The sequence below is a fragment of the Pirellulales bacterium genome (assembly GCA_035533075.1).
Lineage (GTDB): Bacteria > Planctomycetota > Planctomycetia > Pirellulales > JAICIG01 > DASSFG01.
Window position 1 is genome coordinate 1 of sequence record DATLUO010000230.1, and the last position, 20,138, is coordinate 20,138.

Annotated in this window: 16 protein-coding genes and 1 tRNA gene; 11 read left to right on the forward strand and 6 right to left on the reverse strand. The window is 64.1% G+C overall.

Going from position 1 to position 20,138, the window contains the following annotated elements:
- Positions 1 to 276 precede the first annotated feature (276 nt).
- On the reverse strand, positions 277 to 453 hold the full coding sequence (locus VNH11_29045; protein HVA50431.1) for a hypothetical protein: 177 nt from the start codon (positions 451 to 453) through the stop codon (positions 277 to 279).
- 276 nt (positions 454 to 729) lie between these two features.
- On the opposite strand from VNH11_29045, the gene VNH11_29050 reads away from it, so the two are divergent.
- Together VNH11_29050 and VNH11_29055 are read left to right on the forward strand one after the other, a co-directional pair.
- Positions 730 to 1,677, forward strand: a complete 948-nt coding sequence (locus VNH11_29050; GenBank protein HVA50432.1) for a DNA methyltransferase — start codon at positions 730 to 732, stop codon at positions 1,675 to 1,677.
- Positions 1,678 to 2,783: 1,106 nt separating this feature from the next.
- The gene (locus tag VNH11_29055) at positions 2,784 to 4,262 is read left to right on the forward strand and encodes an AAA family ATPase (GenBank protein HVA50433.1); all 1,479 of its coding nucleotides are present in this window, start codon (positions 2,784 to 2,786) and stop codon (positions 4,260 to 4,262) included.
- Positions 4,263 to 4,451: 189 nt separating this feature from the next.
- Here the strand turns inward: VNH11_29055 and rfbH are convergent, their stop codons facing one another.
- The 4 genes from rfbH to VNH11_29075 are packed head-to-tail and all read right to left on the reverse strand — an operon-like array spanning position 4,452 to position 8,718.
- A complete protein-coding gene (gene rfbH, locus VNH11_29060) occupies positions 4,452 to 5,789 on the reverse strand; it encodes a lipopolysaccharide biosynthesis protein RfbH (GenBank protein HVA50434.1) in 1,338 nt (445 codons plus the stop codon).
- A complete protein-coding gene (gene rfbG, locus VNH11_29065) occupies positions 5,786 to 6,802 on the reverse strand; it encodes a CDP-glucose 4,6-dehydratase (GenBank protein HVA50435.1) in 1,017 nt (338 codons plus the stop codon). Before rfbG ends, rfbH begins: the two co-directional genes overlap by 4 nt.
- Positions 6,744 to 7,649, reverse strand: a complete 906-nt coding sequence (rfbF, locus tag VNH11_29070) for a glucose-1-phosphate cytidylyltransferase (protein HVA50436.1) — start codon at positions 7,647 to 7,649, stop codon at positions 6,744 to 6,746. Before rfbF ends, rfbG begins: the two co-directional genes overlap by 59 nt.
- A gap of 34 nt (positions 7,650 to 7,683) precedes the next feature.
- Positions 7,684 to 8,718 (reverse strand): UbiA family prenyltransferase, encoded by a 1,035-nt coding sequence (locus VNH11_29075; GenBank protein ID HVA50437.1) that lies wholly within the window; start codon positions 8,716 to 8,718, stop codon positions 7,684 to 7,686.
- A 224-nt stretch (positions 8,719 to 8,942) separates the two neighbouring features.
- Here VNH11_29075 and VNH11_29080 point away from each other — a divergent pair, with 224 nt between their 5' ends.
- Positions 8,943 to 9,323, forward strand: coding sequence for a PilZ domain-containing protein (locus tag VNH11_29080; protein HVA50438.1), 381 nt, complete (start codon positions 8,943 to 8,945; stop codon positions 9,321 to 9,323).
- Between the two features lie 68 nt (positions 9,324 to 9,391).
- A tRNA-Leu gene (locus tag VNH11_29085) sits at positions 9,392 to 9,474 on the forward strand.
- Positions 9,475 to 9,499: 25 nt separating this feature from the next.
- On the opposite strand, the gene VNH11_29090 is transcribed toward VNH11_29085, so the two are convergent.
- Positions 9,500 to 11,356, reverse strand: a complete 1,857-nt coding sequence (locus VNH11_29090) for a tetratricopeptide repeat protein (protein ID HVA50439.1) — start codon at positions 11,354 to 11,356, stop codon at positions 9,500 to 9,502.
- Positions 11,357 to 11,593: 237 nt separating this feature from the next.
- Here VNH11_29090 and VNH11_29095 point away from each other — a divergent pair, with 237 nt between their 5' ends.
- The 7 genes from VNH11_29095 (at position 11,594) to VNH11_29125 (ending at position 20,009) form a co-directional block, all read left to right on the forward strand.
- Positions 11,594 to 12,811, forward strand: coding sequence for a glycosyltransferase (locus VNH11_29095; protein ID HVA50440.1), 1,218 nt, complete (start codon positions 11,594 to 11,596; stop codon positions 12,809 to 12,811).
- Between the two features lie 316 nt (positions 12,812 to 13,127).
- Positions 13,128 to 16,121 (forward strand): protein kinase, encoded by a 2,994-nt coding sequence (locus tag VNH11_29100; GenBank protein HVA50441.1) that lies wholly within the window; start codon positions 13,128 to 13,130, stop codon positions 16,119 to 16,121.
- 46 nt (positions 16,122 to 16,167) lie between these two features.
- Positions 16,168 to 17,727, forward strand: a complete 1,560-nt coding sequence (gltX, locus tag VNH11_29105; protein ID HVA50442.1) for a glutamate--tRNA ligase — start codon at positions 16,168 to 16,170, stop codon at positions 17,725 to 17,727.
- Between the two features lie 175 nt (positions 17,728 to 17,902).
- Positions 17,903 to 18,241 (forward strand): hypothetical protein, encoded by a 339-nt coding sequence (locus tag VNH11_29110; GenBank protein ID HVA50443.1) that lies wholly within the window; start codon positions 17,903 to 17,905, stop codon positions 18,239 to 18,241.
- Positions 18,238 to 18,729 (forward strand): hypothetical protein, encoded by a 492-nt coding sequence (locus VNH11_29115; GenBank protein ID HVA50444.1) that lies wholly within the window; start codon positions 18,238 to 18,240, stop codon positions 18,727 to 18,729. Before VNH11_29110 ends, VNH11_29115 begins: the two co-directional genes overlap by 4 nt.
- 62 nt (positions 18,730 to 18,791) lie before the next feature.
- Entirely contained in the window at positions 18,792 to 18,989 is a 198-nt protein-coding gene (locus VNH11_29120; protein HVA50445.1) for a hypothetical protein, read from the forward strand.
- Positions 18,990 to 19,316: 327 nt separating this feature from the next.
- Positions 19,317 to 20,009: a transposase gene (locus VNH11_29125; protein ID HVA50446.1), complete on the forward strand. Its 693-nt coding sequence runs from the start codon at positions 19,317 to 19,319 to the stop codon at positions 20,007 to 20,009.
- The last annotated feature ends 129 nt before the right edge of the window (positions 20,010 to 20,138 follow it).

The following is a 20,138-nucleotide window of genomic DNA, read 5'->3' on the forward strand; positions in this document are numbered from 1 at the left end:
CAGGCTAACTTGCCCCGGACTCCGTGCCGGACAAGGCAAGTCATGTGGACTGGCCGGCGTGCGCGAAGTTGTCACGATTTCGCGCCCGACTTAAGGCAAGAACCGTATGAGGTAATTCTTCACGTACGGGTCTGTGCGGGGGTGGCCCGCAAGGGCCATCCCTACCGCGATTCCCATTATTAAACGGGACTTATCCCCTTTTCCGGGTCCGGAGATAAAGTGCCGCATCCACCGGCCGAATGGCCCGTACGGCCTCGGCATCTCGAATTTCGACGTTCACAGAGCTTCTCCTTCGCTCGGTGAGCGGACCGTTCCTCCTCCGCCCGTTTGGTGCAAGACCATATCGACGCTGTCGTCATCCACACTCGGCATGCTCCAGGCAAAGCCCGCGCAGGCCGAGACGGCCTGCACGTAGGCGCGGCTAAACTGCTCCTTTTGCATGTCGAGGTCCATTGCCGGCTCGCGTCGATGCTTTGCATGTGCTCCGTGACAAGGCCATTTTATCGGGTGGCAGCAGGGGATTACAGGTTCGACGTGCCTGGTTTCTGAACTCTCGCCGCGAACCGGCGTGCCGGCGCAGGGCTGGGTCGAGTGATCGCCGCAATGGAGGCCGCCAGCGATTCAAGCGAAACGGCACCGTCTTCGTGGAGGCAGATGTTGTAGACTAGCCACCTGCCCGCCGGCCGCCTTATCATGCGCGGTTGGTGGCTGCTTGGGAGGAACTTTGCCTTGTCGAACCAAAACGGTCAGTCGCTCGCCTGCGGTTTTGAATCGGCGCCCGTTGGCAAGTCGCTTCTCGTGTACGCCGATTGCCTCGCATGGCTCGCCGGCGTTCCAGAAGACACGGTTCACGCAATCGTGACCGACCCGCCTTATGGCGTGAAGGAATACGAGGCCGACCAGCTTGCCAAGCGCAAGGTCGGTCGGGGCGGCATTTGGCGCATTCCGCCCTCGTTTGACGGGCACGTGCGGGCACCGTTGCCACGCTTCACGGCCCTCGATCGCAGCGAACGCGAAGCCGTGCGAACCTTCTTCGCGGAGTGGTCGCGATCGACGCTCTATGCCTTGAGGCCCGGCGGCCATGTTTTCATCGCGACCAACGCCTTTATCGCCCAATTGCTGTACGATGCGCTGGTCGAAGGTGGGCTGGAATTCCGCGGGCAAGTCATTCGGCTCGTGCGCACACTCCGCGGGGGCGATCGCCCGAAGAACGCGGAAGCCGAGTTTCCGGGTGTCTCTTCCATGCCCAAGGGATGCTATGAGCCGTGGGGCATATTCCGCAAGCCCATGCCCGACAAGATCACCGTCGCGGAATGCCTTCGGCGGTTCCAGACCGGCGCCCTCCGCCGAACGCCCGATGATCGGCCGTTCGAAGATTGTATTCGCAGCGAGCGGACGCCGCGTGCCGAGCGAGCGATCGCGAACCATCCCAGCCTGAAGCCGCAATCGTTCTTGCGGCAAGTCGTGTACGCGTCACTGCCGCTTGGCGAGGGCATCGTTGTTGACCCGTTCATGGGGTCCGGCTCCACGGTCGCGGCAGCCGAAGCTCTTGGCCTATCGAGCATCGGCATTGAGCGGCACCGCGAGTATTTTGACCTGGCAGCCAAGGCAATCCCGCGGCTGGCCAGAATAGCGGCAGGCATTCCGACACCGCGCGAGCAGCCGTCGCTATTCTGAGTCGCGGTAAATCCAATTGATCGACCGCTGCTGGCGTGCATGCAACGAGTTCTAAATCGGCCATCCACGTTCCCCGATTCGACGCGCTCGCCGCCGGTCTGCCGCTGAAAGTTGTCCCAGGGCGGCGGTGGCAGGGGAGCGATCCAAAAAACGATCTCTTCGAATTCGACGGCCCCCGTGGTTCGCCAGGCTGCGGCCAACCGCGTCAGTGGCGGCTGAGAGAGAGGGTTTGCGGACCAGAACGCAGGAGGTTTGCATCCGGGGATCGATCAAAGTCGGCGGGGCGTCGCCGCCTGCCGTCACCGCTTCGAGTTGCTGAGGCGTTAGTGCCTAATTATTGAGCAGCCGCGTCGCGCGGCGGTCCAGCGCCGGCCGACGGCGCACGGCGGGCGCAAATTTGCGCCAGCCGATGAAACACGGCGTTTTTGCTCGTCCAGCACCTCATTGAATCGGAGTCCGGCTCGCCTGCCTAATTTGTGCGCATGAGCAGATTATACGTGCATAACTATTGAACACCCTTGAGACAAAGACGAGGAATTGCGAGCGGGTCGGGGTTGTGGGGAGCGTGCGTGACGCGAAGCAGCGCAAGCCAGCGGCGCGCCAGAATGACGGTGTACGCGGGGAACTTCCTGCGCCACGGATGAAACACGAACCGAACACGGATGCCTTCGGAATTCATCCGCGTTTGATCCGCGTTTCATCCGTGGCTCAACCGACTCAGGCGGCCGGCACAGCCTCCTTGAAGCGATGGCACGCAATCCGGTTTCTGGCGAAGTGTTGCCGGAAAGCGGTCCGTTTCACTGTTTGGCCATGTTTCACCATTCGTCGAATATGGGGCGATGCCGGGCAGGTTGGCAAGGCGTCGCGGGTGCGAAAAAAGCCCGAATCCCGGTGTAACCTCGTCGCGAGGCGGCGCCACCGCCGCGTTTCCCGCGACGCCGCGCAAACACGCAAAAACGACGCAACCACTTGCTGATTAGTGAGTTACGTCGAATATCGCGGTTCAGCCGGTTTGTCGCGAACACATCCCAAGCCACTTTGTCCGTACAACGCGGGAAGATACGAACCGTTCCCGAAACCCCCAATTCCCAACCCCCGAGGCATCTATGGGATATTATCGCGACAAAAAAGTTGGCGATCCGAAGTGGATCGCCGGAGACGAAGAGCACGATGCGGCCTTAGCCGAAAGCGGCGTGACGGTCGAAGCGCTTAGCCGAGTCCGCGGCCGGCCGCCAAGCTGGCTGGTGGAAAATGTGATCGCCGACGAGGCGGTCACCGTCGTGGCCGGCGAACCGGGAGCGGGCAAAACCTTCATCGGCTGCCAAATCGCCGCCGATGTCGCCCGTGAGCTGGAACATCGCGTGGTGCTGGCCACCGCCGGCTATGAGCGGCCGGAGCTGTTGCGCTGGCGGTTCGATCAGGCCGAAGGCGACGCCCGACGCGTGGCCCTGGCCACGCTCGAACCCACCGGGTTTTACGATCGGCGGCGGAAACCGAGCGACGACATCCTCGACGAGCGGATGGCGATTCTCTACCACACGCTCGAGGGGGCGGGCGACCCAAAGAGCGGCATCCTGCCGGCCCAGATCAACCTCGACCGTGATGACCTTCCATCACCTCGGGCCGCCCGGCTGCTGGTGATCGATGATGTCGACGGCTGGTTTGGCAAGCCCGGTAACATGCTGTCGAGCGCCGCCCTGGCCCGCGTGATCCAGCGGCTGAATGAGCTGGCCCGCTCGCTGCGCCTGGCGATCGTCGTGCTGGTGCGGATGCAGTTGAGCGTCGAGGGACGCATCACCACGCGGCAGCTCAGCCGGCTGTCGCAGGCGGCCAGCGTGGTGTGGACGGTGGTCAAGGACCGGGAAATTTCAAATTGCGAAATGCAAAATGCAAATTGCAAATTGGAAGAAGGCGACCGAGCGTACCGTCAAAGCGCCCGGCGGTGGTTTTTGCCGGTCAAGAACAACCTGGCGGCCGATGCAGATGTGCTGGGACGCTCGTTCGAGCTGTTGGATGGGCGCATCCGCTGGCATACCGAGGATCCCGCGCCGGAACTGGCCGAGGCGCTGCTGCCCAGCGCGCATAACAGCGACCGCCGCCGCGTGCGGAATGCGGCGATCGCCTGGATCAAAGAAGCGCTCGCCGCCGGGCCCATGCCTTCCGACGACTTGTATAAGGAGGGCGTCAAGGACGGCTTTTCCAAGGGCACCCTGCTGCGTGCCGCGGCCGAATTGGGAATCCACTCGCATAAGACCGGCTTCAACGGAGGCTGGGAAATGCGCTGGGTGCCGCCGGAAGCCGCCGGCCCTGGAAGCATGCTCAGGGCCCGGCCGCTGGAGTTCAGGGTGGTCGCGGAGGGAGCGACGGAGAGAGGGAGAGACGGAGCGACGGAGAGAGGGAGCGAGAAATTGGAGGCGACGAGTTGCGCGTCTTCGATGGAACGTGAGGAATTGGAGGCGGCGAGTTGCGCGCCTTCGATGTCCACTCACCCTCACCCGCTCCCGGAGGGAGCGGGAAGCGCCAGACCCGACAAACCGCCAAACGTGTACGAAGTGGTGGTCGATGCCCTGCGCGAAGCGTGCTGAACGGTCTGGCGGTCCGTGACCGCCGCCGGCAGCAGCAGCCTGATCTTGCGTAGACCGCTCCGTCTGAAACGGTCTTACCGCACGAGCTCTTTGACAATTTGGTAGAGTCTGGGAACTGCGACGCGGGCCATCGCCGCGCGTTTGCCGCGGCTTGCGATCGGTCGAGGAGGCTCTGATTGTCGGAAGATATCAGGCGGCGGCTCTCTCGTCTTGGGCCTGATTGAGAATCTGCTTGATGCTCGTCACCATATACGAGAGCATCTCTTCCGTCAGGCCGGGAAAAACTCCGATCCAAAACGTCTGGTTCATGACGCGGTCGGTTTGCGTGAGAGGTCCGGCCAGGCGGTGCTCGATCTGCGTGTAAGCCGGCTGCCGCAGCAGATTGCCGGCAAAGAGTTGCCGCGTGGCGATGCCCCGCGCTTCCAATGCTCGCACCAACGCCGGCCGCGAAAGCGGCGCGTCGTCGCGGACCGTGATCGGAAACCCGAACCACGAGGGGTCGCTGCCCGGCGTTGCTTCGGGCAACACAAGCTGATGCTCGACATCGCGCAGGCCTTCGCGCAGCCGGGCAAAGTTCCGCCGCCGCGCGGCGATGAACTCCGGCAGCTTCTCCAACTGGCTCAGGCCGACCGCCGCCTGCATATCGGTGACCTTCAGGTTGTAGCCGATGTGGCTATAGGTGTATTTGTGGTCGTAGCCGTCGGGCAGCTCGCCAAGCTGCCACTCGAACCGCCGGCCGCAGGTGTTGTCTTTGCCGGGCGGACACCAGCAGTCGCGTCCCCAGTCGCGGTACGACTCGACCAGCTTCTTCAACAGCGGGCTGTTGGTCAGCACGGCGCCGCCTTCACCCATCGTGATGTGATGCGCCGGATAAAAGCTGGTGGTTGCCAGGTGGCCGAAGGTGCCCAATGGGCGGCCGCGATATTCGCCACCCACGGCGTCGCACATGTCTTCGATCAACCATAGGTTCGCATCTTCGACGACGCGCATCACCGCGTCGAGATCGAACGGATTGCCCAGCGTGTGGGCCAGAATCACCGCCTTGGTGCGCTCGCTGACGGCGCCGGGCAACTGCTCGACGGCCACGTTGTACGTCGGCAAAGAAATATCGAGGAACACAGGAATCAAACCGTTCTGCAAAATCGGGTTGACGGTCGTGGGAAAGCCCGCCGCCACGGTGAGCACTTCGTCGCCGGGCTTCAGACGACGCTCGCCCAGCCGCGGCGAAGTGAGCGCCGACACGGCCAACAGGTTCGCGCTCGAACCCGAGTTCGTGAGCAGGGCGTGGCGGACGCCGCAGAAGCGGGCGAAATCGCGCTCGAACCGCTCGGCAAATCGGCCCGTGGTCAGCCAGAAATCGAGTGACGAATCGACCAGGTTGACGAGATCGTGCTCGTCGAACACTTTGCCGCTCACCGGCACGGCGTCTTTTCCCGCCCGGAAGCCGCGCCGCGGCCAGTGGGCGTGGTAATACTGCCGCACGAGATCGAGAATGGCTTCGCGAAGCTGGTCGGGTGGATGGCTCATGCGGCGCGACGGACCGCAAAGGACCGTTCCTGGTAGTTTTCGATTTGTTGCTTCAGCACCGTCTCGCCCGCGTCGGCCGCTTGTGCCCAGGCCCGCGTCCAGGCGATGGTCCACTTTAGTCCCTCGTCGAGCGAAAGTTGCGGTCGCCAGCCCAGCCGCTGACGCGCCTTGCTCGAATCCAACCGCAACGTGTGCGCCTCGTGCGGAGCGTTGGCGGGCGGTTCAAGAGAGATCTGGCCGCCACCCCAATGTTTGACCAGCCGCTCGGTCAGATCCCGGACCGAGATCACGTCGTCGTCGCCCGGACCAAAGTTCCAGGCCCCACAGAACGCCTCGCCGACGACGCATAGTCGCTCGGCAACTTGCAGATAGCCGTCGAGTGGCTCCAACACGTGCTGCCAGGGGCGGACCGCATGCGGATTGCGAAGCACGACCTGGCGGCCGTCGAGCAGCGCCCGCAGAATGTCGGGCACCAGCCGGTCTTCGGACCAGTCGCCGCCGCCAAAGACGTTGCCTGCCCGGACCGTGGCCAGCTTGGGCGCGTCCGGCGCCGAGAAGTACGATTGCCGATAGGCGGCCGCGATCAGTTCCGCGCAGGCCTTGCTGCAACTATACGGATCGCGGCCGCCCAGCGGCTCGTCTTCGCGATAACCCCAGGGCCATTCGCGGTTCTCGTAACATTTATCGCTGGTGACGATCACTACCGCCCGCACCGAGGGAGTCTGCCGGACGGCCTCGAGCAGGTGTGCCGTTCCCAAAGCGTTGACGTGCAGGGTCTCGAGGGGCGAAGCGTAGGAGCGGCGCACCAGGGGCTGTGCGGCCAAATGAAAGACGATCTCCGGCTGCAGCGCGGCGAGCGCGGCCGTCATCGCCGGCGCATCGCGCACGTCGCCGAAAACCGACTCCATGCCCCGATCGACGCGGGCCGCCTCGAACAAGCTTGGCCGGCCAGGCTCAGGCGCTAGCGCGAAGCCGCTGACGTTCGCCCCCAGCGTCTTCAGCCAGGTCGCCAGCCAGGCTCCCTTGAAGCCCGTGTGGCCGGTAAGGAAGACTTTCTTTCGCCGGTAGAACGTCGCCAATGACACGCGTTTCCTCCTTGGGCTTCCAGCTTGCCTTGCCACTTTCCCAGAGCGACTCCAGATACTGCTTGTCGCGCAGCGTATCCATCGGTTGCCAAAATCCGCGATGGCGGAAGGCCATCAATTGCCGCTCCGCCGACAGCCGTTCCAGCGGGCCGCGTTCCAGCGGTTCGTGGTCGCCGGCGAGATAATCGAGCACTTGGGGCTGGAAAACGAAAAAGCCGCCGTTGATCCAACCTTCGCCCGCTTGGGGCTTTTCCGAAAACTGCGACACGGCGTCGCCGTCGAATTCCAATGACCCGAACCTTGCCGGGGGGCGGACGGCGGTGACGGTCGCCAGCCGCCCGTGGGCGCGGTGGAACTCCGCCAGGGCGCCGACATCGACGTCGGCCACTCCGTCGCCGTAGGTGACCATGAACGGCTGGCCGTCGAGCCAGGCTTCGAGCCGCTTGATCCGCCCGCCGGTGGCGGTGTTCAGTCCCGTATCGACCAGTCCCACCCGCCAGTCGCAAACGTGCGACAGCACCGTGCGCACGGTGCCTTCGGCCAGTTCGATGGTCCAGTCGTTGTGGCGGATGCGATAGTTATGAAAATACTCTTTGATGACTTCGCCCTTGTAGCCGCAGGCGATGAGGAAGTCGTTAAAGCCGTGGCGGGCATAGATGCTCATAATGTGCCACAGGATCGGCTGGCCGCCGATCTCGACCATCGGCTTGGGCCGCAGGGCCGTTTCTTCGGCCAACCGCGTGCCATAACCGCCCGCTAAGATCACGACCTTCATCGCCCGATTCGCCTCAACAGCCGGTGGGTTTGCATCAGTTCGCCGCCAGGAACACGGTGGCCGCGGTGGCGGCGATCACGGCCAGGCTGGTGTGGTCTTTCAAGGCGAAGGCCACGGGATCGTATTCGACCTGTCGCCGCCGCGCCAACAGCCAGAACCGCGTGATCCAGTAAAGCAACAGCGGGCACACCAGCCACAGCAATTCGCGGTGCCGATAGAGCCGGTCGACGGCGCTGCTGTCGATATACAGGCAAAACACGAGTACGGCCAAATAACCGCTGGTGGGGCCGATCTGCTCCAGCAATTGCGCGTCGTCGGCGCAATAACCGCGGCCGGGCAGCGCATCGCCGGACGTGTGCGCCGAAAGCCGCAGCTCGATATAACGCTTGCCCAGCGCCAGGCTCAGAAAGAAGAACAGGGCGAAGGCCAGCAGCCAGGGCGAAACCGGCACGCTCACGGCCGCCGCGCCCGCCGCGATTCGCAGCGTATACAGCCCGGCCAACACAATCACGTCGATCACGATGTGTTTTTTGAGCCACAGCGAATAGGCCGTGGTCGTGGCCAGATAGATCGCCAGCCAGGTAGTGAATGCCGCGGCGAGCCAAGCCAGCGACAGCGCGAATGCGACCGCCGCGGAGCAACCGGCCAGACCAAGCCCGGCGGGCACGGACAGTTCGCCGGCGGCGAACGGGCGTCGGCGTTTGGTCGGATGCCGGCGGTCCGCTTCGATGTCGAGCAGGTCGTTGACGATGTAGATGGCCGATGCGGCCGCCGAAAAGGCCGCCATACCGAGCAGGGCCAGGCCCAATTTGCCGACCTCGGTCCACTGATGCGCCAAGAAAAGCGGCAAGAGGAGCAGCAGGTTTTTGACCCATTGGTGCGGCCGCAGGGCGGCGATGAGCGGCTTCGCCCGCTTGGCCGACAGCAGCAACGATTCCCACAGGGTATCGTTCCGAATCAGCGTGCCGTCGAGGTCGACGCAGACGATGTCCGACGGCGTGTGCGGGCGGGCCTGGGCGAGCACCCCCGTGGCACGCGTGGACTGCTGAAAATGAGGTCGGGTGAGCATCCGTGCCCGGTTCCTGGCGCTGGTTTTTCGCGAGGGACCTTATAGCTCGCTTTGGCCGGTCAGGTCAAGTTCGCTTATGCCGGTGGTGCCGAACTTAGCGGTACGATCGGCTCCGGGCGGTTTGCGGCCGGCTTCGTCGTAACCTATGAAAGTATTGCGTCCCCTTGGCGCGGCTTGGCGGTCGGCTGCGCCCGAGCAGGGCAACATCGGCAACTTTTTGCGACATGGCAATTACGCGACCACGGCACGAAGATGTGGCCTTCTATAAGGAGGTCCACCGCTTGATTGCCCGAGAGCTGCACAGCGACCGTCGGGGCGGCGACCGCAACGCCTACCGTTGCGTGCAGCGGATTGCCCCGTTGATCGGCGAGCAGGTGCCGCCCTTGTCGGAGTTCAAAGAGGTGCGCTGCCAGGATCTGTCGCCCGGCGGTTTTTCGTTTGTTTGCGACGCTCCGCCCGAGCAGGAAGACTACGCCGTCGAGTTGGGTCGTGCTCCGGTGCTGATTTATGTCACGGCGCGTGTGGTCCACGTTTCGGAGGTGCGCGTCGGCCCACGCGTGCAATACCTCGCCGGCTGCCGCTTCACGGGGCGATTGACGGGGTAGCGCGCTCGCCAAACGCACCATTGACGCCCGCCGCGATCTTTCGCAAACTGGTGTGGCGTAACACTTTTGCCGGAGTGGCGGAATGGCAGACGCGCTGGACTCAAAATCCAGTGTCCGCAAGGACGTGCGGGTTCAAGTCCCGCCTCCGGTATTCTGGGGAATCGCCAAGAGCATCTTCACTTTAGCGCTCCGCTGGCAATGGCGGCCGCCTGGGCGCGCAGCCGCGTCAGTTCGGCGGCCAGGCGATGCACGCGCGCCGGCTCCGCCAGCGGCAGCTCACGCTGGAGCCGGGCAATCCGCTCGGCCAGCTCTGGCCGGTCGATCTCGATGAGAATCGGCCGCCGCGGAGATTCAGCCACGAGCCTGGCGAGCTCGTCGGCCATTTGGCGAAACACGCCCGGCCAATCGCCCGGCCGCTCCTGGCGGAAGAGCCGCACCGTCGGATACCAGGGCGAATCGCCGCGGTCGAGCAGCCAGCGCCAATCGGCCGAATAGTTCAAGGCCAACCAGGTGGGCGCGGCCAGCGCGCCGGCGAGATGCCCGACCGCGGTGTCGACCGCCACCACCAAGTCGAGATTGGCGATGATGGCCGCCGTGTCCATGAACGGCCCCGATAGCTCGTCCAGCCAACCGCCGAGCGAGACGACGTCGAACGGTGCTGAGTCTGGACTTTGGACTTTGGACTTCGGACTTTGAATTTTCTCCGCTCCGACGCCCTTCTGCAGGCTGATGAGTTGCACGCCTGGCACGCGGGCCAGCGACTCGAAGTGTTCGAGCGCCGCCGAGCGGTGTCGGTCCCAGGGATGCCGAGTGTTCCCCTGCCAGGCAATGCCCACGCGAAAACCCACCAGCGGCGCGAGTTGCCGCCGCCAATGCTCGACCAATTGCGGGTCGGCCGCCAGATAGGGCACGTGGCCGGGAATGTTGTGGGCGCGAGTGCCGAGTATGAGCGGCAGAGCCATCAGTGCGGCTTGCACGTCGAACTTGGGGGGTGTTTCGCCTTGAGCGACGAGCTGGTCAATGCCCGGACAACTCGCCAAGATGGGCAACAGCGGCTTCTGGCAGGCCACGATGACGCGGCCGCCGCAGGCTTTGACGGTCCGCGCATAGCGGACGAAGTGGAGCGTGTCGCCCAGGCCTTGCTCGCTGTAAAGCAGAATCGTGCGGCCCTCCAAGGGCGAGCCGTCCCAGACCGGCTCGCTGTACGACGGCCTCGGCTCGGTGCGCTTGCCGAGCCAGCGCCACTCGAAGGCCGGCCAGCCGCGCTCGAAATCGCCCTGCAAAAGCCACAACAGCGAGCGGTTCCAATGGGCATCGACCAGATCGGGCATGAGCTCGATGGCGCGGGCATAGTGAGCGTGGGCCTCGTCAAAGCGCCGCAGCACCGACACCGCCGCCCCCAGGCTGTTGAACGCTTCGGCGAAATCCGGCTGCAGCTCGACGCCCCGTTGCAGCCGCTCGATGGCGGCCTCCGGCTGGCCGAGGGCGATCAGCGCGACGCCCCAATTGACGTGGGCCTTCGCATAGTCGGGCCGCAGCTCGAGTGCCCGCTGGTAACACACAACCGCTTCGTCGAGCTGCCCACGGTCGCGCAGCACATTGCCCAAGTTCTGGTGTATCTCGGGTACGTCGGGCTTGATCGCCAGGGCGCGGCGATAGCAGGTTTCGGCCTCGTCGTATTTTTGCAGTTCGCTCAAGGTGAAGCCGAGGTTGACGAGGGCCTCTAGATGGTCCGGCCGCAGGGCCAAGCATTGGCGATATGCGGCTTCGGCCTGGCCCCATTTCTCCAACTTGAGCAGGGCGTTGGCCACGTGAAAATGGCCCTCGGGCTCGCGCGGCTCGAGTTCGGCCGCTTGCTGGAAACAGGCCAGCGCTTCGCTCGTGCGTTGCTGCGCCTGGCAGAGGTTGCCCAACACGAACCAGACCCGGGCGTTGCGCGGCTCGCGTTGCAAAATGCGGCGGTAGCCCTCTTCGGCTTGCGCGAACTCGCCCGCTTGATGGGCCTGCCAGGCAGTTTGGAAGGGATCGGCCACGGAAGAAGGGTTCAGGGTTCAGGGTTCGGGGTTCAGGGTTCAGGGTTCAGGGTTCAGGGTTCAGGCGTCAGGTTCTGTAGGGAGCGCCCTCTGTGGCGTTCCGCGAGCAATGAGCCTGCGGGATAGATTTCCAGGTGGCCGCGACCTATTGTACATTCAACGTTCGCGACACGCCGCAACTTTCCCTCATCCCTCATCCCTCATCCCTCCTGAACCCTGAACCCTGAACCCTCCCCGATGCACGTCCTCTTCGTCCATCAAAACTTTCCGGCCCAGTTCGGCCACATCGCGGCCTACCTGGTGCAACAGAAGGGGTTTCGCTGCACGTTCGTTTCGCAACAGCCGCCGGGAAACGATGGCGGCATCGAGCGCGTGCAATATGCCGTTCGCGGCGGCGCGACCCAGCAGACCCATTTCTGCAGCCGTACGTTCGAAAACGCCGTCTGGCACTCCCACGCCGTCTATGAGGCACTTCACGCGCGCGACGACATCAAGCCCGACCTGGTCGTGGGCCACTCAGGCTTCTTGCACACCGTTTTTCTGCGCGAGCTCTACGACTGCCCCATCGTCAACTACTTCGAATACTACTATCACACGCGCGGCACCGACATGGATTATCGGCCCGATTTCCCTTATCCGGCCATCAATCACCTGCGGGCGCGTGCCCGCAACGCCGGGCTGCTGCTCGATCTGGAAGATTGCGACGCCGGCTACAGCCCCACGCGCTGGCAGCGGAGCTTGTTGCCCAACACCTTCCGGTCGAAGGTGCGGGTCATTTTCGACGGCATCGACACCCACCTCTGGCGGCCGCTGACGGGCGTGCCGCGGCGCGTGGGCGATCGGACGATGGCCGACGACGTGCGGATTGTGACCTACGTGTCGCGCGGCATGGAGAGCATCCGGGGATTCGACATCTTTATGAAGACGGCCAAGCTGCTCTGCCAGCGGCGCAACGACGTGATCTTCGTGGTGGTGGGAGAAGACCGCGTTTGCTACGGCGGCGACTTGGAGTTTACCGGCGGGCAGACCTTCAAGCAGTGGGTGCTGGCCCGCGACGAGTACGACCTGTCGCGGTTTATTTTCGCCGGTTTGATGCCCACGCCGGCCCTGGCCCAGCTTTTCGCCGTCAGCGATTTGCACATCTACCTGACGGTGCCCTTCGTGCTTTCCTGGTCGTTGATGGACGCGCTGGCCTGCGGCGCCACCGTGCTCGCCTCCGACACCCCGCCCGTGCGCGAAATGATCCAGCACGGGCAAAACGGCCTGCTCGCCGATTTCTTCGACATCGAGGGTCTGGCCGACGCCGCCGAAGCCGTGCTCGATGCGCCGCACGATTACAGGCACCTGGGAGCGGCCGGCGTCAACATGGTCCGCGAGCGTTACAGCCTCGACGTATGCCTGCCGAAAATGCTCGATCTCTATGAAGAAGCCACCCACGCGCGCCGCGGGCGCTAAACTTCACGCGGCCGAGAATGAGACATCGGCGGTGGCTGGGGCAGAGCCTGGCCCGGTGGAGGCTGGCACTCCGTTCATCTCGGCGGCCAGGCGATGCCCCGGTTGGACGCACCGGGGCATCGCTTGGCCGTCACGCTGTTGAAGGCGCCAGCCGCTATCTGGCCAAGCTCTGCCCCAGCCACCGCGTTTGCTCGCGGCAAAACGTCTCATTCTCGGCCGCGCTACGTAGATCGAGCGGGTGCTTGAATTAAGTCCCGGCTTGTGGATAATAGTTAGCTGGTCCAAAAGCGGGGCGTGGCCTGCCTGGAGAACTGCCATGATCGAACCGGCCGAACAAACGATGGACGGTTCGCCGAGAGCGCGCGAGGCGCAGTCGCGGCAACGATTTATTGAAGCCTGGCAACAGGCGCTGCAAGGCGGCGGCGACCCGCCGAGCATCGACGTCCTGCTTTCCGCGTTCGACGGACCGGCCAGCGTCGAGTTTCGCCACGATCTGGAGTCGCTCGACTCTGTTTTTCGCCAGCGCGTTGGCCAGGGCGGCGCGACCATCAACTTTGCCCCCGACGCCAGCGTCGACCATGTGCGGCGTGACAAAGCGGCGGAGACGCTGGGGCTCGATCCGGAATCTCAAGGGAAAATGTCCGAGAACGCGGCGAGCGAGCAGGCCGCGGACGCCACCGCATCGTATCAGCCCGGTGAGCTTTCCGCGCTGCGCGAGGCGAACGCCGAGACGCGTGCCTTTCTCGGCGACGATACACCCGTAATCGTCGACAAACGAGGGGCGCCGGTGCGGCTGCCGAAAGCGGTGGCCGGCTACGAGATTCTGGGCGTCTTGGGGCGCGGCGGCATGGGCGTGGTCTACAAGGCCCGGCAGCCCGGCTTGAAGCGATTGGTGGCGCTGAAAATGATTCTGGCCGGCAGCCATGCCGACGCCGACGACCTGGCCCGCTTTCGCAGCGAGGCCGAAGCCGTCGCACACCTGCAGCATCCCAACATCGTGCAGGTCTATGAGATCGGCGACGACGACGGACGGCCGTTTTTCTCGCTGGAGTTTGTCGACGGAAAGAGCCTGTCGAACCAACTGGAAGGCAAGCCGCAAACGCCGCGGCAGGCCGCCGAAACCATCCGCGTGCTGGCCCAGGCCATGGCCGTCGCCCATGCGCGGGGCATCATACACCGCGATCTCAAGCCGGCGAACATCCTGGTCGGCCACGATGGCACGCTCAAGATCACCGACTTCGGTTTGGCCAAGCGGTTGGAAGACGAAGGGGGCCAAACGCGCTCGGGCGCGGTCGTGGGCACGCCCCATTACATGTCGCCGGAGCAGGCGTCGGGCCGCATCCGCGAAGTCGGTCCCGCGGCCGACATTTACGCCCTGGGGGCGATGCTCTACGAGATGCTGGCCGGCCGCGTGCCGCTGCGCGGCGCCAGCGTGCTCGACACCTTGCAGCAGGTGGTCGCCAAAGAGCCGGTCGCGCCGTCGCAGCTCGATCCCAAGCTGCCGCGCGACCTGGAAACGATCTGCCTCAAGTGCCTGCGCAAAGATCCGGCCAAGCGCTATGCCCGCGTCGACGACCTGGCCGAAGACCTGCGGCGTTTTCTCGCCGGCGAGCCGGTCCTGGCGCGGCCGGTGTCGAAGGCCGAACGCGCCTGGCGCTGGTGCAAGCGCAACCCGCGCGTGGCGGCGTTGAGCGGCGTGGTGGCCGTGCTGGTGCTGGTTTGGGCGGCCAGCGCCTCGGCCGTGGCCTTCAAGTTCAAAGAGAAAAACGTGTTGATCGCCAACGCGCTCGACGACGCCAAGCAAGGATGGAGCGAGGCCGAAACGAACCTGCACGTTGCGCAAGCCAAGCAAGCCGAGGCCAAGCGCAACGCCGCGGTGGCCGTAGAGAACGCCAACCAGGCCGTGGCGAACCTCAAGGCGGCCAAGAAACAGCACGAGCGCGCGGCCGACTTGCTGATCGAACTGGGCGCCCAGTTGGAACAGCGTTTACAAGACAGCCGCACCCTGGCCGACCGGCCCGACTTGCGGCAGTTGCAGGAGGAATTGCTGGGCATGGTCAGCCAGGCGGTCGGCAACCTCTCGAAGGAGATCGAGGAGGGCCACATCAGCGATTTTGGAATGGTCGCCACCTGCAATCGGCTGGGCGAGCTATTGTACAAGCTCGGCCACGGCGAGCAGGCGCTGGCCCAGTACCGCTACGGCTATCGACTCGTCAAGCAGGTCGTGGAAAGCGATCCCAAAAACGACCTGGCCCGCACCAACCTGGCCTTGATGCTCATGCAGATGGGCAAAATGTGCCTCGATGTCAACGGCGACGCCCAGACCGCACATGACTATTTTATTGAGGCCCGCGACCTCCAGCAAGCGATCGCCGATCAGCCTCAAAACAGCGCCGAACAGACCGAGAAAGACCACCGCCGGCTGCTCGCCTTTTACGAGTTGCACGCCGGAATGGCCAGCCTGCGCCTGGGCCGGCCCGACGAAGCGCGGAAATCCTTTCAAGCGGCGCTGGCACACCGCGAGGCCTGGCTGAAACTCGAGCCGAACAGCATCGAGGCGCTGAGCTACCTGTCGGAAGCCCATCTCTGGCTGGGCGTCGTCCACTGGCACTTGGGCGACGTTGAGGCGACGCGGGACCATTTCCGCAAGGCGCTCGATATCTGTCACGACTTGAGCCAACGTTTCCCCAACAAATTCGGCTTCCTGCGAGACCTGGCGGAGGTGTATGGGGAAGATTGCGACGCCAAATTGCGCCTGGGACTGGTCGACGAAGCGCGCGCCGCCGCCGAAGAATCGCGCAAGTTCATCGACGCGTTTCTGGCCCGCAACCCCGACAACGTCGCCGAGCAGCCGCTGTTGGCGCGGACCTACGAGCGGCAAGCTTTGTTGTCGCTGCGGCTCGGCCAGGCCGATGAAGCGCGGCGGCACTTCGACGATGCCCGAAAGTTGCGAGACGAGTTGCTGGCGGTCGAGCCCAAGAACCAATCGTGGCGGATGGCCCGCGCGCTGGCGCTGGCCCACTGCGGCCAGCGCGCCGAGGCGGCGAAGCTGGCGCAGGAGGTGGTCGACCAATCGCCCGGCCACGTCGGCCTGCTGTTGCAGGCGGCCCGCACCTGGGCCGTTTGCGCCGCGGAGACCAGCGAGCCCGGCGAACAGGCGGCTTATCGAAACCGCGCCGTCGAGGCGCTTCGCCAAGCGACCCAGGGCGGCTACCGCGACGCGGTGGTCGTCGAGACCGACCCCGAGCTTTCGTTGCTGGCCGACGACGCCGGCTACACCGCCATCCTGGCGGAAATCAAGGCCCGCTAGCCCGGCCACCTTACCGCGCGCCGTCCGGGCCGCTATTCTACGCTCTATGGTCCGCACGCGATTTGCTCCCAGCCCGACAGGCTATCTTCATATCGGCGGTGTCCGCACGGCCTTGTTCAACTGGCTGTTCAGCCGGCGGCACGGCGGGCAATTCCTGCTGCGCATCGACGACACCGACCAGCAGCGGAACGTCGAGGCCGCCCTGGCGCCCATCCTGCACGGCTTTCGCTGGCTGGGCATCGAGTGGGACGAAGGCCCCGAGGTCGGCGGCCCCTTTGCACCCTACTCTCAGTCGCAGCGGCTGCCTCGCTATCAAGACGCCGTGCAAAAGCTGCTGGCCGGCGGGTTCGCTTATCGCGATTATGCCACGCCCGACGAGCTGAAGGCCGAGCGCGAGCAGGCGGAGCGCGAGAAGCGGCCGTTCCTTTACAGCCGCCGCTGGATGGCCGAAAGCGAGAATCAGGCCAAAGCCTTCGAGAGCGAGGGACGCCAGGGAGTGGTGCGGCTCAAAATGCCGCGCGACGGGAAGGCGCTGGTCCGCGACCATATTCGCGGCGACGTCGAGTTCGATTGGGCCCGCGAGCAAGACCACGTGGTGCAACGGGCCGACGGCACCTGCCTCTACCATCTGGCCAGCGTCGTGGACGATTTCGATTTTCAGATCACCCATGTCATCCGGGCGGAAGAGCATCTCTCGAACACGCCGCGGCAGGTGTTCATCGCCCAGTCGCTGGGCTATCCGTTGCCCGAATATGCTCACTTGCCTTACGTCGCCGAGCCGGGCAGCAAGAACAAGCTCAGCAAGCGGAAGCTCGACAAGTATCTGAAGAACCGCGACTTTGCCCTGGTACACGAGCACGGTCTGTCGATCGCCAAAGCCCTCGGCCTCTCGACCACGGCCGACACGTTCAACCCGGTGATCGTGGATTTTTACGAGCAGGTCGGCTATTTGCCCGACGCGATCATCAATTATCTGATGTTGCTGGGCTGGTCGCTCGACGACCGCACCGAGTTCTTCACGCGGCAGCAGATGATCGACAACTTCTCACTTGAGCGGGTGACCAAATCGCCGGCCAGTTTCGATCCCAAGAAGCTGTGGGCCTTTCAGGACCACTACATGCAGCAGCTTTCAGTCGACGAGAAGGTCGAGCGGATGATGCCGTTTTTGGTCCGGGCAAAGCTGATCGCCACGGCCGACGACCCACAGGCCCGCGAGCTGCCGGCCAAGATTGTGGCGGCGACGGGCGACCGGCTGAAGGTGGTCGGCGACATTCTGGCCTACGCCGATTTCTTTTTCTTGCCAGACGACGGCTATGCGTTCGATCCCGACGCGACCGAGAAGCACCTGCGCAAGCCGGAGGTGGGCGATCGTCTGCGGCGATTTCGTGACCGGCTGGCCGCGCTCGACACCTTCGACGTCGAGACGCTGGAGGGGGCGATGCATGATTTTCTCGAGAGCGAGCAGATCAAGATCGGCGCGGTGATTCACGCGGTCCGCGTGGCCGTGACGGGCAAGGCGGTCGGGCCGGGATTGTACGACTGCTTGGCGCTGCTGGGAAAACAGCGGAGTCTGGCGCGACTCGATCGCGCGGCGAACGCATTGTGATCGGCGGATCGGCACGCGGATTCGCCCGCCGATAGGCGATAATGGGTGAACACTTTTAAAGCAGCGCAGGTGGATATTGCGGAGCTCAAGGCCATCGGTATTGCCGCCCTAAGCCAATTGACCGCACGCTGCGGCCTGATAGCATTGGTGGGGAAACACACTGAGCGACGCGATCATGTCTGGCAAGCCGACCGCCCCGCCAAAGATCTATACGGCGACCTTTGGAACGGGCGGCGACGTTGTTCGAGGACGGCAGATTACGGAAGCCGAGGCCGTCATGGAACGTCAGTCGGACCACGATGTGGTCGTGTGCGGGCAGAACCTTGCCGACAACTACGACCTGGCCGAAAAGATCGAGACGGCCGCAAACGGCAACTGCAAACCATGCCCACCGCATTCCGCGATGGGGCCGGGCGCCTTGCCGCACTTTCAGCCCGACCCGCGCGGTATGCGGCAGGGCCACACGTTTTATGAGACGGCCAAACGCAAGTCGAAGAAGCCGAAGACGTCATGAAATACTTCACCCCCGAACTTTACCTGAGGTTCCGCTCGCCCGGTCGCGAAGAAGTCGTGGAAGCCCACGACGATTGGGAAGCGGCCATTGACTCGTACCGACAACACATCAAAGAAATCGGCCCTAGCATGACCGCCAACGTGCGGAATCTGGCTGAAAGTCTTTGCCTGCACGACGCCGAATATCTCGGCATGGCGGTGCTGCCGACGCCCGACGCGGGCAAGCCGCTCGCGGTCCTGCTGACTCGTCAGAACACGTCGCGCGTCTTTCTCGTCTATTTGCTCGCCGAACAGCCCCTGACGCGGCCGGTCGAACGAAACTGGCCTTTTTCGAAAGAGCAGGTCCACTGGCTGTATGATGAGTTCGACGTCGACGAAGGCGGCGTACAACAACACGAAGTCCTGCTCAGCAACGGCCAAATCGTGACACTCCGATTTCACGAAATGCAGCTCATCCGGCATAACGTCGAACAGCCGGCTTTGGTGTGATGATCAAAGTCAGCGGCGCATCGCCGCTGGCCGTGACCGCGGGGAGTTGCTGAAATGACTGGTTGCCTCTGACGCAAGGAAAATCGGGCGATTCCGCCGCGAAGCCGCAACGCTCAGGAATCTTTGCGGCCCAGCTTCGCGCGGATCCGGGCGTCGAGTTGTTCCAGCGTCATCACGCGGCCGGCCTCCATATCGGCGATTCCGTCACGGACCGCCGCACGGTCCGCCTCCCGCTGGACCGTTGGTCGCGCAGGGCCTGATCGAGCAGGAAGAAAACGCGTTGCGTTTGGTCGTCTTCGATCGGCAATGGGCCGATATGGCCGCTGAGCGCGGCGTGCTGTTCTGCGGAGAGTTTTCGGCATCATGCGCTCAGTCGACGTGCGCGACCGGCCAGCGGCAACCGCGGCCACCCCCCTTTGGCAGCTCCCTCTTGGACCGCGGCGCCCCACTGCGGTCTAATGACTCACGGGGCAAGCAGCAAGACGCGGTCGCGACGATCGACCTGAATTGCCGACATCTTGGACCAGAAAAGGTGTCAGGAACCTTTTTCTTGACGCAAGCGGCCCTCCTGGATTATGCTATCAGCTATGGGAAGGCCACACCGAGCTAGCGAAGGCGGGGTCGTTTACCACGTGCTGAACCGCGGCAACGCGCGCATGACCGTCTTCGACGACAAGGGCGACTTCGACGCCTTCGAGAAGGTTTTGGCCGAGGCGGTCGAGCGGAGCGACACGCGGCTGCTGGCCTATTGCCTGCTGCCGAACCACTGGCACTTGCTGGTCTGGCCACGGACGAACGGCGAACTGTCGCGGTTTGTCGGCTGGCTCAGCTTGACCCACACGCAGCGGTGGCATGCGCATCGGCATGATGTCGGCAACGGGCACGTCTATCAAGGCAGGTTCAAGTCGTTCCCCGTTGAGGAGGACGACCATTTCTACGCGGTGGCGCGGTACGTGGAGCGGAACGCCGCGCGGGCGAACCTCGTGCGTCGCGCGGAGGAGTGGCCGTGGTGCAGCCTCTATCGCTGGCTGCACGGCGCGGCCGACGACAAGCCGGTCCTTGCCTCTTGGCCTCTTCCGCGCAAAGCCGGCTGGGCGGAACACGTGAATGCGCCTCAGAGCGAGGCCGAATTGGCCGCGATTCGCCGCAGCGTGGAGCGTGGAAGCCCCTACGGAAGCGAATCCTGGAATGAGCGCACGATCCGTCGGCTTGGCCTGGAATCGACCATTCGCCCTCGCGGCCGCCCAAGAAAGGAGGTCTCGTCGGACAAAAAAGGTTGACGCGGTAGGGATGGCCCTTGCGGGCCACCCCCCGCACAGACCCGTACGTGAAGAATTACCTCATACGGTTCTTGCCTTGAGTCGAGCGCGACATCGTTGGCAAATTCGCGCACGCCAGCCAGTCCACAT